The organism is Bradyrhizobium sp. 27S5, from assembly GCF_037217225.1.
Taxonomy (GTDB): Bacteria; Pseudomonadota; Alphaproteobacteria; order Rhizobiales; family Xanthobacteraceae; genus Bradyrhizobium; species Bradyrhizobium septentrionale.
Map to the genome: position 1 here is coordinate 1270438 of NZ_CP147714.1, position 14293 is coordinate 1284730.

Below are 14293 nucleotides of genomic sequence, written 5' to 3' on the forward strand. Positions count from 1 at the left end.
CTAATTGCCAGCCAGAGGCGATGATCGGTCACATTGAGCGCGTGGCCGCACGGTGCGCCGTGGTGAAAGCTCGGAGGTCGTATGTCCGCTGAAGCTAACCTGACGACGGCGCTAAGCGAAATTGATCGTGCTCGTGACATCGTTGAATTCTCAACCGTAGTGGTCGCGCGCGACAAGCAGCTCCGCAAGGCAGACCAACTGGTGTTTCTGCAGAAAGCGGCCGTTGAGTTTCAATCTAGATTCTTGCCAAGCTTCGAGGACAGCATCCGTGCCGAAAGATCGTGGGGCTATGCCACGACGTGCAACGCGGTGAGTCGAAAAGCCGGAGGTCAGCCGGGGCGGGACGCTTGCGAAAAGATCGCTTCTCGCGTGTCGCAGATTGACCATGCTCTGATGGCGAAAATCGGAATCAGGGCCCTATCTATCTTTGCAGCGTCATTCGGCCGGCACTCCAGAAGCTCGGAATGTCACTATGGAGCGATCCGAATAGCTAGGCTTTGTCGCGAGGAAAGCAGGTCGCTTCAAGAGCTGAACAATCTGAGCCTGGCAGCGCTGATAAACGGTTTCAGCAAATGGCCAGAAGAGGCCGACTTTCGCCAGGCCGCCGTCGCAATCGCGGGTGAGGTTATTCGCCGTGCGAACCGCCACCACCAGCTCTCTGACTTTACACAGCAAGGGTTGGTGAGTCTGGTCAACGGTTTCAGCAAATGGCCGGAAGAAGTGACCTCGCGCCAAGCTGCGGCCGCGCTGGCACTTGAAATCGTGCGCCGTCCCGGTCGACTCCGCGCTTTTGCGCAGCAGGGATTGGCCATCCTGGTGAACGGTTTCAGCAAGTGGCCAGATGAGCGGCCCTACGGTCAAGTTACAGTCGCGATCGCGGGTGAAGTCCTTGGACGTGCCGCCCGGTTTCGTGAGTTTAGCGAGCAGGATCTGGCGAATTTGGTGAATGGCTTCAGTAAATGGCCAGATGACGCGGTCTCTCGTCAGGCGACAGTCGCGATCGCAAGTGAACTCCTGCGCCGTGCCACCCAGCTTCCTCATTATACCCAACAAGGGCTGGCGAACCTGGTGAACGGCTTTTGCAAATGGCCGGAAGATGCGGTCTGTCGTAAGGCTACAGTCGCGATCGCTGGGGAGGTTCTTCGCCGTGCTGCGCAACTCCGCGATCTTACGCAGCAGGGGTTGGCAAACCTGGTGAACGGTTTTAGCAAGTGGCCGGAGGAGCTGGCCGTTCGCCGCGCCGCGGTCGCACTCGCTCGTGAGGTCTTGCGCCGTGCTACCCAGTTAGACGATTTTTCACAGCAGGGGCTGGCGAATCTAGTGAACGGCTTCAGCAATTGGCCGGAGGAGCTGCCGTGTGCTCAAGTGACCGTTATGCTCGCGGGCGAGGTGCTTCGCCGCACCGAGCGCGGGACCGGGCTCTCAGATTTCTCTGCCCAGGACCTCAGGGGGATAGTGATCGGTTTCAACAGATGGCCGCGAGAGAGCGCCGCTCGCCAAGCCACGATCGCAGTCATCAATGAGGTCCTTGGCCGCGGTATCCGGCTCTTTGACTTTACCAAGCCGGATTCGGAGAATCTGCTGGATGGCTTCAGTAAATGGCCGCAAGACGCTGCCCGCCACCAGGCGATAGCGGAGATCATCAGGCAGCTGAAACTTACGCAAACTGGAGCAGCGCAGCTCCGTACTGAGGAGAAGTAGTCCCAGCAGCCGAGGTAATCGAGCAAAGAAATCTCCCGGTTGCGCTGTTCAATGCGTATCATGCAGCGACTCCGCGACACAACGAATCGACGCGGCGAGCTCCTAATGATGTGATCGGGAGCGTCACATCACACAGAAGTGAGTAAACAATCAGAAGGGACGCAATTGTTGATCGAGGCTGAAAAGGATGTCGTCGACCACATGCTCTCATCATTGACGACCAGCTTGTTGCAGAACCGTATCGTACCCTCCATCGAACAGGTCATGCATCATTTCGGGATCGCCTGCGAGAGTGCGGGACTGATCGCGACGGAAGAGGCGGCAATCCGGATATTGAATCGCGTCTCACGCGAGATCAGCAACGCGCAGTCGGTGCTTGAGTTCATCGGTCGCGGTGCGGATCGACTGCAGTGACTGGGCCTTAAGAAGCACCTATCGTATCGCTGCAGATGCTCAATTGTTGACCTGAACACGCGTGCGATCATGACTCGGGCCATGGGCGTTTGCCGGCCTCTATCTGTGATCGCCATGAGCGATGTTGGAAGATCGATCCTCGCGGCTGATGTCAAGCGAGACGGCAGTTCTTCATCCAAGAAGACATAGGATAGCTTTTGTTGATTACGTCGAGGGCGGGTGCCGCCTCGTGGTGGGGGTCAGCAACGTTACAGCGGATGAGCTTTGGGCTTTTCAAGAGCTGCGGCAGGTCGCTTCGGCATGCGGTTCCTGTCGCTAGAGTGTTTCACATTTTGACTGAAGCATAACCTGCGTTTGCGAAGTAGTTTGCGCATTCGCGAGGCTGGATGTCCTGAACGAGGTGACCGATGTGGCGCCAAGTGTCTTCGACGGTGCGCCTCTGAGCCTGCCGCATCCAGTGTTTGATCTTGGAGAAGGCCTGTTCGATCGGGTTGAGGTCGGGCGAGTATGGCGGCAGGTACCAGAGCCTGGCGCCAGCAGCCTGGATCATCTGCCTGACAGCTTTCGACTTATGGCTTCCGAGGTTGTCGAGAATGACGATGTCGCCTTCGCGCAGGGTTGGCAGGAGAAGGTGCTTCACATAAGCGCAGAAGCATTCGCCGTTGACCGGGCCGTCGAAGACGCAGGGTGCCGTGAGTTGGTCATGGCGGAGCGCGCCGAGGAATGTGAGGGTACGCCAGTGACCGTGCGGGGCGAAGCCGCGCAGGCGTGCGCCCTTGGGGCCCTAGCCCCGCAAAGGGGCCATGTTGGTCTTGATCCAAGTCTCATCGATGAAGACGAGCCGGCCCGGATCAAGTCCGGCCTAGCTGTGAAGCACCACTTGATGGAAGAGCCGTCGATACGTCTGGCTCCTCGCAACGTCAGCTGGTCACTGATCTTTCCGAGAGCCGGCGTGTCCGGATCGGCCGTTCGGCGTAAGCGCTGCCGCGGACGATCACGACAAAACGGAGTGCTCTCGACTCGGCGATCCCGGCAATGAATCTGGTAGTTGCATACGTTCATCTCTAATCGAAATGGACGGCGAGACAGAACCTCACGTGGCCCTTGTGCTCCTTAGGCTCGCGATGTTCGTCGCCCGAGATCGATAGGGGCCCCGCAGGATCATACTGGATTCCAGATCGCGAAACATAGTGTAATTTCCGCGGATCCACTGATGTAGTTCGGTAGACCAGTCCTTCTCGTTGCGCAGATACCCGGTGAATGAGAAGCTAAGTCGGTCGATATATCTCTTGAGAAACGGCGGCAGCGCGGCAATCCGAAGTACCCGCTCGCCATCCATCGCTCCAGGTAATTCTCCGCGGAGCACAAATTCATTGTGCACAGTGACTAGCGCCGGCGTCGGAATCCTTTGCCGCAGCATTTCATAACTTCGCATGGAGATGCGGTCAGTGCCAGCGACGAACAAGATGATAGGGGCGACATAGCAGCGCGCCGTCTCTTTGATGAAGCCAATCTCCTCGCACATCTTGAAGAACTCGTCGAAGGCATGAAAGCCGAGGTCGATCACCTTGGCTACCCGATCGTGGATGATCAGTGGGTCCATCAGCTGCATCTTGCCGTAAGTATCAATCACATTTGCGGTCTCCGTGATGTTGGGAAGGTAATCGAGCAATGACGGCTCCTTCAGATTGACATCAAACGACAACGCGGTGCCATGTTTCAGCAGCAAGAACTCGCTTACGAGGCGAGCGATGAGGGTTTTGCCGACCTGCGGGCTAGGAGAGCAGATGATGTAGAGTGGGGTCGCTAACATAGCCAGCAGATCAATGTTGTTTGGTACGTGGCTCAACCCGGAGCGCGCCGAGAATCGGATTACTTCTCGCCAGCCTGGGTGGCTGACCTGGCGCCGGCCAGCTCCGTCAAGTTGATACGGTCAAATTCCCTCCAGACATTTGCCAGCCAGTGCCGGACATAACCGCGCAGCACGAAGGAGTTGTTCGCTGGCTCATCGTTCCGCCCCTTGTTTGCGACGAAGTCCACGAATGGGACGGAAGCGACTTCGACCTGCTCATAGGCCATCTCGTTGAGTTTCGGTATGGTCAACTCGGTCGCATGCTTGATGCGGTGAAAATAGGAGTTGTAGGTCGATTGGTCCCACTGAAAGAACTGAGTGTCGTTGATGAAGTTCTTGACCAGATAGTACTTTGCGCCGCTCATGAAGGTCGCGGTCTCAGCGATCTCGTCCAGAGAAGCGATGGATGATCCCAAGATATGGAATACGGCAAAGGTGATCTGGCCGGACCGCGCCGAATCCAAAAAGCCGATGTCGCGCAAGGAGGCCAGTGCTGAGGACAATAAGCCGGCGCGAGCATCGATGACGGTGACGGATAGCCCTGAATTTAGGGTATCGAAAATCTTCATCTGGTCCGCGGTGGTTGTCATATCGACGATCTCGGTGATCTCGGGATAGAAGCGCTTCAGCGTTCCCCGCGGCGACTCCGTGTCGAATGCGCGTGTTTGCACCTTATTGACGCTGAAGTAGTCCAGAAGCGTTCGTGATACGGTCGTCTTTCCGACTCCTCCCTTGTCCGCACCCACCACAATCACAACTGGCTTCACCATGAAAATCTCCTGAGACACTCGCTGTTGCCGCGCGCGAAGTACGCGCTCGGCGAGCCTCTGCTTTGGACGCGAACATGGCAGAAAGAAGGGGCTATGGCATCTTTGATGCGGGAGCCGCGCAATTGATGAATATTCTGCAACAGCGAGCGGCAGAGGCCACTTGATTGCAGTGAGAATGTAGGTCGAGAACAGCAACTAATCACTCGTGATCGTACTCCACGAGAGGTTTGCGAGTAGCTGAAGGGAAGTTCTCGAGGAAACAACTGTGCGCGGGTGGTGATCACCGCGATCACCATTAGCTACTTGATGCTGCCGATTCTCGATCAGCATGAAATGGCGGGAATCGCACGTAGCGTCAGATTCAAGCGTTGATCGAACTGATCGAGGCGGTGCTATGAGGTGGGCTTGCGTCGAGGCTGCGGAGCAGGACCGAACGCTGCCCAGAAAACTTTGATGAAAGTCGTCCTCTGTCTGCAGCTCGGCAGATTGGCAGTCGTTGCAAGGTGTGCCGTTCCGCAATTCGCAGGACTTCCCTAAGACGCGCCTTGTGGTTTTTCCTCATCCACCAAGTTGACAGGAACATGTCGCGATGCAGAATAGGGCTAGGTCAGACGCATCCGCCAAACAGGCGGGCGCCGCCGCCTGCCGCAGCTTCAGCGATGACTGTTTCGGCGGATGTTATCCGGTCGGTGCCAGCCTTTCTTCGCGGGCCTGGACAGGAGGGCATCGGCCGAGTCACCTCAGCCGGGCTGGTCCGCAAGCCGCTGCTTGGGGGCTCGGCCCATTCCCCTGTGGGCTTCTCGGCCCAGTTGCCGTTCGTTAGCAGAGCTGGCGTCGCCGGCACGATGTGCGCAGCTCGACCCAGATGAATATTTGTCAGTGAGAGCCTTCATGGAGCTCAGCATCAAGCTGACTTTGGATTGTATGGTGTGCAGAGCCGCTCAGGCGGTGCGCGCCATCGAGTGGAGGGAACCAGGAGCGGCGCCTCGCACCTCGGTCGCCACGGAGCTCCATACTCAATGGCGATCGCCTTTCGTTACATCGGGGCCAAGTTCCGTCGCGGCCAAGGAAGCCGACAAAGCGGGAGCCGCACACCGTTCGCAAGCAGCCGAGCAAAGCTGGACCGATTGCTCGACGGCTCTCGATGGGCGCACTGCGTGGTCAAGTGACTGCAAAACAAAACGCGGAGTTTACCTTCTTGGCAGCGCGCTCAACCGTGAGAAGGTCACGAACACGATATTGCAGGTGAAATGGACGTGAACTCGGCAGCAACTGAGCAAGGATGGCGACTTGCGGCGCACGGCGGATCGCAGGGCAATGAGAGCGACGGTTTAGCTTTTCAGGCTCGCTGTGAGATTGATTTGGATGCGCATCTGTGCAAAGAGCCTATGAGGCTGCGCCGTCCAATAAGCTGTCCGGCTCAGGCCGTCGTGCACGGCTGCTCGATTGCTGCGCGGTGCCATGGGTCGTGGCCGATGGCTCCATCCACCTCTCTCTACACCGCGATTGGCTTGGCAACGTTTCTCATCACAGCGAGACGGGAGCTGGCAAACATCTCTCTATCGTACACTCCGCCGAAATAATCCAGGACGAAGGTTCTAGAATAATTCAGATTGTCGGTAACGCGCCTGATGAGGTTGTCGAGAATTGCGGCGACTTCGCCAATGCGGTCGCTGTATGAGCGCGAATAACGTCAACGGCGTTCATTGAGTGAACCGCCTCGTCGGCAATCACTTTCTCTGAGCCAATAATGGAACGTGTCGTTTCCAAGTCCATCATAGAACGACTTTTCGGCAGCATAGGCGGGGCAAGTGCACATCTCATCAAATGCGATCATAACCATCAAGGAGAATTCGTCATTCAGGTGTGCACCGATCGGATCAAAATCATGCGATCGAGTGTCTCGATAGCGCGCGTAGCGCGTTTTCGGATCCGTTAGCGACAAGTTCAATGATGCGGATGAATCCATCGGTGTGACGTTCTTCGTCGGCCGCCCAGCTTGAAAAAACGCCTCAGCGTCATCGGTAATGTCCAGATTTCGGACCTGTAATTCTTGCCTCTGATGCGTGGCGTCATATTCTGTGTACAGATCAGGCCACAATTTGTCCCAACGTGCGCGTACAACCGATGGTTCGGCGGTGAGCATTGTAAGACCATGGAACAATTCGTCTGGATTCCAGTTTCGGCGAACCGGCATGATCATCCGAGTGCTCCTGTCGTGGGCGGTGCGAGCGTCCCGGCGTACGCATGGTCTATAGTCCGAAAACCCGCAAAGCCTACTTACTACACGCAGAATGCGGGCGTCGCCTCCTTGTTCTGGCGGGGTGCAACGTCAGGCTGCGGAATCTTCGCAACTTGAGCAGTGTGGAGGTGCCTTCAGTGAAGCGTCAGGCCGCGGCGTCAAATGGCATGCCGTTCCTGGTGTGGTTTGAACTCCATGCCGCCACCGGGTCCATTCCCGCGCGGGATGCTTGGTGTCAGTGATCAAAGAGTACCTCGAATTGTATCAGAGTCGAGTCGGACCAGTGCGAGAATCCATCTTGCTGACCACCTGAGTTGTCTCATCGTGAGCGGCGCGATCTACATGAAGTCGTATCCATCATCGTACGGATCCTGCGCGGGAGTCGCTGAGTTCTGGGGCCGCCCAGCATCACTGCCGGCTCTGTCTTCAGTTGCGGCAAGATACAAGGGTGGTCTGCCCTCTCGCTGCCATTGTCCATCTTCGCTCTTCTTACACCTGTCCGCGCGCTTGGTAGGTTCAAGCACCATCATCGAATCGCTTACCTCAACGAAGCCCAATGCTCAGGCGCGAGCTTTCGCTTCCGGGTTGATCGAGTGAGACAGGACGGGCGGTTCGCCGCCATCGAGCCGAAGCTGATGTTCCAGCAGAATATCGCCTGCGTTATCGACAAGTGGATGGGTAACTCGGAAATCTATCCTTGACGTGATTTCATCTCGTCTAGGGAACTTCTCCCGCCACGCGTTGTCGCCTTTGAAGAGCTCGCTCATGAGGCCTCCGAGCTCGGTTCGAAGAAGTCCAACGCTTTTGTTGCCCAGCTGATAGCTGAAATATCGCGCCTGTTCCGATCCGGCTTTCCTGCCGAAGCGAAACGCGATATCCGCCGTGCGTTGGGCTTTTTGGGAGATTGGATCTGAGTACCGCTGCGGATGCGTAGCGATATGCCCGATATCGTCGCCATAAAACTCCTCTAACTAGCTCATTCTCGAAGGTGGACTTTGAGATCTCAACCACCGGGGCTCGGAACCGAGAAAGTACGGCCGGCTTCCCGTCGAAGATGAGCCAGCGTGCTGACCAGACGAGCCTAGCCGCATTTACGAAAACATGTCTGCGAAGCTTCGGCTATCCTCAGTGCGGTTTCCCAGTTCATCTGCCTCGGAAATGCTTGCGGGGTAGGCGATGGAAGAGTCACTAATGCGATTATACATGGCGAGTTGCATTCCTCTCGGCGACGTTGCTTGGCGGAGCCTGTCTCTTCAGTCTCCGCGCGACTCATAGGCAACATTTGCTGTCGGCAAGCTGACCGGCAGGCAGCATCGGCGCTTCGCTGCTGTTCGCCAACTCATCTCGAGCGGGTCAACGCCTGCCGGCCGTCCGTTAGCGGCCGTGGGTCTGTGTTCCCGCTCTCCGTTTTGCTTTCAAGTGCGAGCGAGAGTTTGAGGTTGTTACGCAACATCGCATTTGCGGGAGCTGTTTCAAGAGCTTGGCGGTATAGCGCTTGTGCCTCGCGATGGCGGCCCTCGTGGTCGAGCACAACACCCTTGGCATTCAGCGCGCGCAGGTCGCCAGGTACGACCAGTAAGAGTGCGTCGAGCACCTCAAGCGCATCATCTGGGGATCTGCGTCCCAGCAGGGCCCGAGCAAGAGGAATCGCCGCATCGACGTTGTCCGGTTGTTGCCTCAACGTGTCGCGTAAAGTCTGCTCGTCAGCATCCCGATCGATGGCGCGAACAATGCGCTCACGCATGGCAGGATCAATCTCCACGGCGCCTGCTGGATCTGATGTGGATGTCTGCTGCGGGGAGAGCGCCGACCGCTCCGAGCCGGCACAAGCTGATAGCAGCAATATGGCGAGAAGAGCTGGGCACGAGCCCGGACCAAAGGAGCACAAGCGCCGCCCGACGCTGATCGCATATGGAGTCATGGGCCATCTCGGGATAAGCGGCTGCGTTCTGTTAAGTCGGCGCGGTAAGGAGCCCGCCACGCTCCGAGGAAGCGGCCTTATCCTTGGCAGCCGGAAGCTTGACGGACCCAATCGGCTGGACGGTGAAATCCGAAGCGAGATCCTGATAGGACAGAACGGGCAAATCGATTCCGTTGCGGGTGAGAAAGCCTCGTACAAAACGACGGATATCCATCGAACCGAGAATAATGGGTTGGCTCTGACTTCGAGCGATGGTCGAATGGATCTGACGGAATTGTGCAAGCAGCTTCTCGCTCTGCCAATCGTCCAAAACGAGGTATGGACCGACAGCGGTTTCGCGCACCGCGCCGCGGACAATATCCTCGGTCTCGCGCTCGATGATAAAGGCGGCCACAACCCGATGGGCATTGGCATAGCGAAAACAGATCTGCCGTTTCAAGGTGGCACGAACATATTCGGTGAGCAGGACCGCATTTTGCTCGCGTTCACTCCATTCTGCCAGGGCTTCCAGCAGTAGTCGGGTGTTGCGAATTGGAATGCCCTCATCGAGTAGGCGGCGCAGGACCTCGGCGATCCGAGGAACGGTGGTCGTACGCAGCACTTCCTTGACCAGATCAGCGTATTCCTGCTCCATTCGGCCAAGCAATTGGCGGGTTTCTTGAATGCCTACCAAGCGCTGTGCATAGCGTGTCAATGTGAAGTGGAGACGCAAGGCAAGAATTTCGCTCGGACGGTGATATCCGATTCCCGCGGCTTTGAGGGCGGCCGCATGACCTTCTTCGATCCAGACCCGATTCGTCTCCGGCTCTTGTCGAAAGGGGATGCCGCTCAATTCGATGTTCGCCACATCGTCGTTGAGCGCGAGTTGCGTCGGATCGATTACATCCCGTTCCACCGGCACGCTGTCGACATCTACCCTGAACTGCGACTTGGACAGATGCTGATCGACCTGAGCCGGGATACGCGGGACCGTTATGCCAAGATCCGCCGATACCAGCGTCGAAACGCGCGCGATGCACTGTTCCAGCTCGTTCTTGTCGATTAAATACGTCAGGTCCGGCGCGAGGAATAGCGCGATCGGAAGTGCCTCCGCATGAACAGCTTGTTCCTGCGTCTGTGCTAGAGCCCGAGCGGAAGCGGCGGCATCTGCACTTGTCTTACCTGCCGTCTTGTCGCTTTTCGCCCCAACCCTGACATAGCTCGCTGCAGCGAAGAGCCCAGCTAGAATGACGAACGGCGGCAAAGGGAAGCCGGGAACGAGTCCCATCAAGAGCAAGACGCAAGCGGCTAAGCGAAGGGCTTGTGTGCTTGCCGTGAGTTGGTTGACAATATCGGCACCAAGTCTGAGCTTGGAAGGCCCGTTCACACGCGTGACGATGGTTGCGGCCGTGATCGACAGCAGCAGCGCCGGGATCTGCGAGATGAGCGCATCCCCTATTGTCAGCAGCGTATATTGGTGCAGCGCCTCATCGAGCGACATACCCTTGGACAGCAGGCCGATACTGATCCCACCCAGCATGTTGATGCAGATGACGATCAGGCCAGCGATCGCGTCGCCCTTGACAAACTTCATGGCACCATCCATGGCGCCATGAAGTTGGCTCTCTTGCTCCAGTGCCGCGCGCCGGCGACGCGCTTCGTGTTGATCGATATGGTTATTGCGCAGCTCCGCGTCTATCGCCATCTGTTTGCCCGGCAGCGCGTCGAGCGTGAAGCGCGCAGAAACCTCTGCGACGCGCTCGGCGCCTTTCGCAAGAACCATGAACTGCACCATGGTCACGATCAGGAATATGACGACTCCGACAGCGATATTCCCTGATATTACGAAGTCGCCAAAGGTGTGGATAATGCTGCCTGCGTCACCCTCCGCAAGAATAAGCCGCGTGGTTGCGATGGTCAGCGAGAGACGAAATACCGTCGAGATAAGGATGACGCCCGGCAACGAGGAAAAATCAAGCGCTGTGCTGAGATAGAGGGCAACCATCAGCAGCAATATGGCAAAGCCAAGATTGAAGCCGATCAGCATGTCGATCACGATGATCGGGATCGGCATGATCATCATGCCGATCGCCAGAAGCAGCATCAACGCGACCATAAAATCCGGATGAGCCGGCGCGCGCAGGATGAATTTACGCAAGGCGTTGGCCATGAAGGTCCCTATTTCTGCTTGATGAGAGCGGTGCTGCCGCGCAATGACACATAGCGTCGGAAGACATCGCGGGCCTCGGTCATGCGGCCAGCCTCCCGCAGCGCTTGACTGCGCAGGAGCGTCAAAGGCACGCGTGAAGACGGGTGAGCATCAACGGCGTCCAGCTGATCGAGCACCTCAAGTGCTTCGTCACCAAGGCCCTCCGAGATGAGGGTGTAGGCCAGAATTCGGAGCAGATCGACATCCTGGGAATGTTCGCGGGCTGCGATTCGTAGCAGGGCCAGACTTTGTGCGCTCTGCCCGCACGCGAGGTGGACATAGGAGAGGGCGCAGAGCAGGTCACGCTCCGGCCCGGAGATCAGCAGGATATCGCCGGACTTGGAAACGTCCGGGGCCGAGGTGCGGACATCCTGCACTCGATCCGATTCGATCATGGCTAGCCCTTGATCAAGCTGTTCTGATTTTGCCGGAGCAGAAGGAACCGCCGCAGTTCTTGCTGCAGGATCGCCAAGCATTCGCCGGCCGTCTTGTCGTCTGGCGTTGATTCCAGCGTTTGCGTTAAGCGCTCCAGAAGAGCACCATGCCTGTCTGCGCGCAGCACGTCCGGATGACGCAGGCGTGGAATGACGAAGGAGAGCAGGCCTTGTGACAGATTGTGGCCATAAAGTGAGGCAAGTACAGCGCGGGGGTCGATTTCATTTGCGCCAGCAGCCCTCTCGAAGAGAGTGACGCGCGAGATTGCATCGATCGGGCCGACCTCGAGCGCGGCTTCGCTCGCAGGATCAATTGTCAGATCCTGAGCGGATGCGTCTCGCCACGACGCCTGTTTCGTGGCGCCATCTGCATGAGCGCCCGCGACTTCGATGTGGTCGGCTTTCGGGGTGGTCGGGCCGTTGACCGATGCATGCTCCCCCGCGTCATACCCCTGCGACAAGGGGCCGGACCCTACAGGGTGCTGGGGCAGTCGGGCCATAGGCTTCTCCTTTCTTCCTGCAGGGCGAAAACATTAATAGGGAAGTGCAGCGAAGCGGCCGTTCCGACTGAGCAGCACTCGTCCATCCTCGATTCGATCGACGGTCCATCCATTGCTCAGCAGCGCTCCCACGAAATACTTCTGGCCGCCGATAAGAAGATAACGTTCGCTTCCGCGCCAAACCGCTTGGACCGAGATTGAGGGCGGCGCCTTTTCGTCCTTGACGGTGACCGCGTTCACAAGGGCAGGAGTTCCGTTGGTTTGATGATCAAACCATTGCTGGATTTCCTGCCATTTTGCGCCAAGGGCTGGGGTTACGGTTCCTTCCGCGGTCACGACGCCGTGCCCCGAACCGACCTTGATATTAAGAAGGCCCCCTCGTTCAACCTCCTGCCGCAGCAATTCGGCAGTTGCATCAGCGGCCTTCGCATCCAGACGATTGATGGCTGGTTTGGCGGCAATGTCGGCCACAGGCGATGCGTCTGTGCTCGGCGGCACTGCGTTATCGTCAGGGGCGAATATGGGCGAGACGGCGCCGATCGCCATGGAGCTGAGCAAGACGAGGCTGAGCACCACGATCCAGATAAAAGAGCGGTTGCTTGAGCCACCTTGCGGCAAATCTTGCGTCGACCAGCGAATGGACATGGCGCCGACATGAACGACGGCAGGAAGAGGAACACTAACGCGCTCGCCTGGGGGCATATTCTCGCGGCCGTCCAGTCTGATATTGGCTGCAAGGGCCTCGATCTCGATCGAATTGGTATGCGGGGTGATGCGAAGGTGGCGCGGTTCGAGCCCTTGTTCAAAGAAGATCAAATCGGCATCGAGGCCGCTGCCGATGAGGCTGGCCCCAATAGCGGTTTTGCCCCTAAGCCCGGCATAGAGTCCCGATAAGACCTCAAACTCGAGAGAAATCGATTCGCTCACGGATCATCTCCTGAATAACGAGACAAGCCGTACGGCAGTTCGCCGTACGGCTCTTGCAGAGTTCGTCATTCACTGCGCGGACACGGTAGCGACTCGGTGAGCCAACCGCCTTGCAGATTTACTGGACGCGTTCGTCGGCGACCTTCTTCTCGGAAGAGAGCTCGGTCGTAATTCTGCGCATTGCCACGGCCTGGGCCTGAACTTTTTGGCTAACACGCTCGAACTCAGCCATCTGGTTCTGGAAACCGGCATCCTGGGTCTGCTGAGTAGCAGGAGCGGCACCGTTACCGCCAACACTATTAACCGCCATGTCTATTCACCTTTCTTTGTCGTGTGTCGTAGTTGTGGCCTGCTACGTCGGGCGGGCCGATGATACGATGGCAGGAATAGAAAGAAAGACGTGCTCGCCCCCCAGACTGCTCAGGCTCAGCTCTGCGTTCTTGCCGAGACCATCGGTCTTGGGCTGTACGTTGCTCGCTTCAGCGTTCTTGTTGTCGGCAGCTTTGTCGGGGTGACTATCTTCGGACCCCAGCTTGTGGATCACCTTTCCAAAGGCGTGATCAAGGGCCCCGCCCACGGCGGAACCAATCGCAGCTCCGGCAGGTCCGCCCAACCGTCCGCCGGCAGCGCTTCCGATCATTTCTCCAATCATCGACTTCTCCTATGCTCGTCTTGTTACGCTCAATAGACGACTCCTCGCCTACAGTTCAGCGGCCTCATGCTAGGAGTGCTACCTTTCGAGAAGCTGACGAGTCTCGCGTTCCAGAACATTGGGCGGCACTTTGCAGAAGCTCATCACCTGCTGACAGCTTGCAAGCTTCATTTGCCTCCCTGGCCGCGCGTATGATCATCCTGACGCCGAGCCGATATCGGCGCGGCGAACGTGCCTGCGCGTCAGGCGCAATTCGTTGGTCTGGTGAAGCTTGCAGCGAAGCTCTGACGGGTGTGCGTGGTCCGGCGATCAGGCCCGGTCGCTGGGCCTACGGCCGGGTTGTTGCGTTTGTCGGTGAGCGTTGCTGCAGAGACTGATGGTGTGATCGCTGGCACTTAGAGATTGCATCGATAGCGCGCGACGGGGGGGGGGGGGGGGGGGGGGGGGGGTCCTGGTCCGACGGGGCGACTGGCGGCTTCGCGGTGAGACCTCGTCGCTTATTGAGGCCTCGCAAGGAACAGGGCCTGCTCAGTGTAGCTGACATCGGACAGTCGATCGTCGGCTGCGAGACTGCATGTTACCGGTGATCGGCGAGCGTGGATATTCCCTAAAGGTGGCCTGTCGTGGAAGGCGGCTGCGAGCAATCATGCGATCCCCAGCCCGTGTCTGCTGACGAGGGCTGTGATGTTCAG

Annotated in this window: 13 protein-coding genes and 1 pseudogene; 2 read left to right on the plus strand and 12 right to left on the minus strand. The window is 57.9% G+C overall.

The features are described 5' to 3' along the window. Positions 1-81: 81 nt before the first annotated feature. On the plus strand, positions 82-1701 hold the full coding sequence (locus WDM24_RS06170; RefSeq protein WP_338830714.1) for a hypothetical protein: 1620 nt from the start codon (positions 82-84) through the stop codon (positions 1699-1701). Positions 1702-1869: 168 nt separating this feature from the next. Further along, a complete protein-coding gene (locus tag WDM24_RS06175) occupies positions 1870-2115 on the plus strand; it encodes a hypothetical protein (protein ID WP_338696009.1) in 246 nt (81 codons plus the stop codon). Positions 2116-2440: 325 nt separating this feature from the next. Here WDM24_RS06175 and WDM24_RS06180 read toward each other — a convergent pair. The 12 genes and pseudogenes from WDM24_RS06180 to WDM24_RS06235 form a co-directional block, all read right to left on the minus strand. Beyond that, a pseudogene (locus WDM24_RS06180) lies at positions 2441-2968 on the minus strand (IS630 family transposase); the annotation flags it as partial. A gap of 240 nt (positions 2969-3208) precedes the next feature. Next, positions 3209-3928, minus strand: coding sequence for a hypothetical protein (locus WDM24_RS06185; protein ID WP_338701893.1), 720 nt, complete (start codon positions 3926-3928; stop codon positions 3209-3211). A gap of 59 nt (positions 3929-3987) precedes the next feature. Continuing rightward, entirely contained in the window at positions 3988-4737 is a 750-nt protein-coding gene (locus WDM24_RS06190; RefSeq protein WP_029084301.1) for a hypothetical protein, read from the minus strand. 1693 nt (positions 4738-6430) lie between these two features. Beyond that, positions 6431-6940 (minus strand): hypothetical protein, encoded by a 510-nt coding sequence (locus WDM24_RS06195; RefSeq protein ID WP_338830715.1) that lies wholly within the window; start codon positions 6938-6940, stop codon positions 6431-6433. Positions 6941-7539: 599 nt separating this feature from the next. Then, the gene (locus tag WDM24_RS06200) at positions 7540-7746 is read right to left on the minus strand and encodes a hypothetical protein (protein ID WP_338830716.1); all 207 of its coding nucleotides are present in this window, start codon (positions 7744-7746) and stop codon (positions 7540-7542) included. 572 nt (positions 7747-8318) lie between these two features. Further along, positions 8319-8723: a tetratricopeptide repeat protein gene (locus WDM24_RS06205; protein ID WP_338823062.1), complete on the minus strand. Its 405-nt coding sequence runs from the start codon at positions 8721-8723 to the stop codon at positions 8319-8321. 208 nt (positions 8724-8931) lie between these two features. Beyond that, complete coding sequence (gene sctV, locus WDM24_RS06210) at positions 8932-11049, minus strand: type III secretion system export apparatus subunit SctV (RefSeq protein WP_166104774.1); 2118 nt, start codon at positions 11047-11049, stop codon at positions 8932-8934. Between the two features lie 8 nt (positions 11050-11057). Next, positions 11058-11483, minus strand: a complete 426-nt coding sequence (locus WDM24_RS06215) for a tetratricopeptide repeat protein (RefSeq protein ID WP_166106204.1) — start codon at positions 11481-11483, stop codon at positions 11058-11060. Positions 11484-11485: 2 nt separating this feature from the next. Further along, complete coding sequence (locus WDM24_RS06220; RefSeq protein ID WP_176529068.1) at positions 11486-12022, minus strand: hypothetical protein; 537 nt, start codon at positions 12020-12022, stop codon at positions 11486-11488. 33 nt (positions 12023-12055) lie between these two features. Beyond that, positions 12056-12949, minus strand: a complete 894-nt coding sequence (locus tag WDM24_RS06225) for a SctD/MshK family protein (RefSeq protein ID WP_176529069.1) — start codon at positions 12947-12949, stop codon at positions 12056-12058. 118 nt (positions 12950-13067) lie between these two features. Then, a complete protein-coding gene (locus tag WDM24_RS06230) occupies positions 13068-13259 on the minus strand; it encodes a hypothetical protein (RefSeq protein WP_014498042.1) in 192 nt (63 codons plus the stop codon). Positions 13260-13301: 42 nt separating this feature from the next. Next, positions 13302-13601, minus strand: coding sequence for a hypothetical protein (locus tag WDM24_RS06235; RefSeq protein WP_338696022.1), 300 nt, complete (start codon positions 13599-13601; stop codon positions 13302-13304). Positions 13602-14293: the final 692 nt, after the last annotated feature.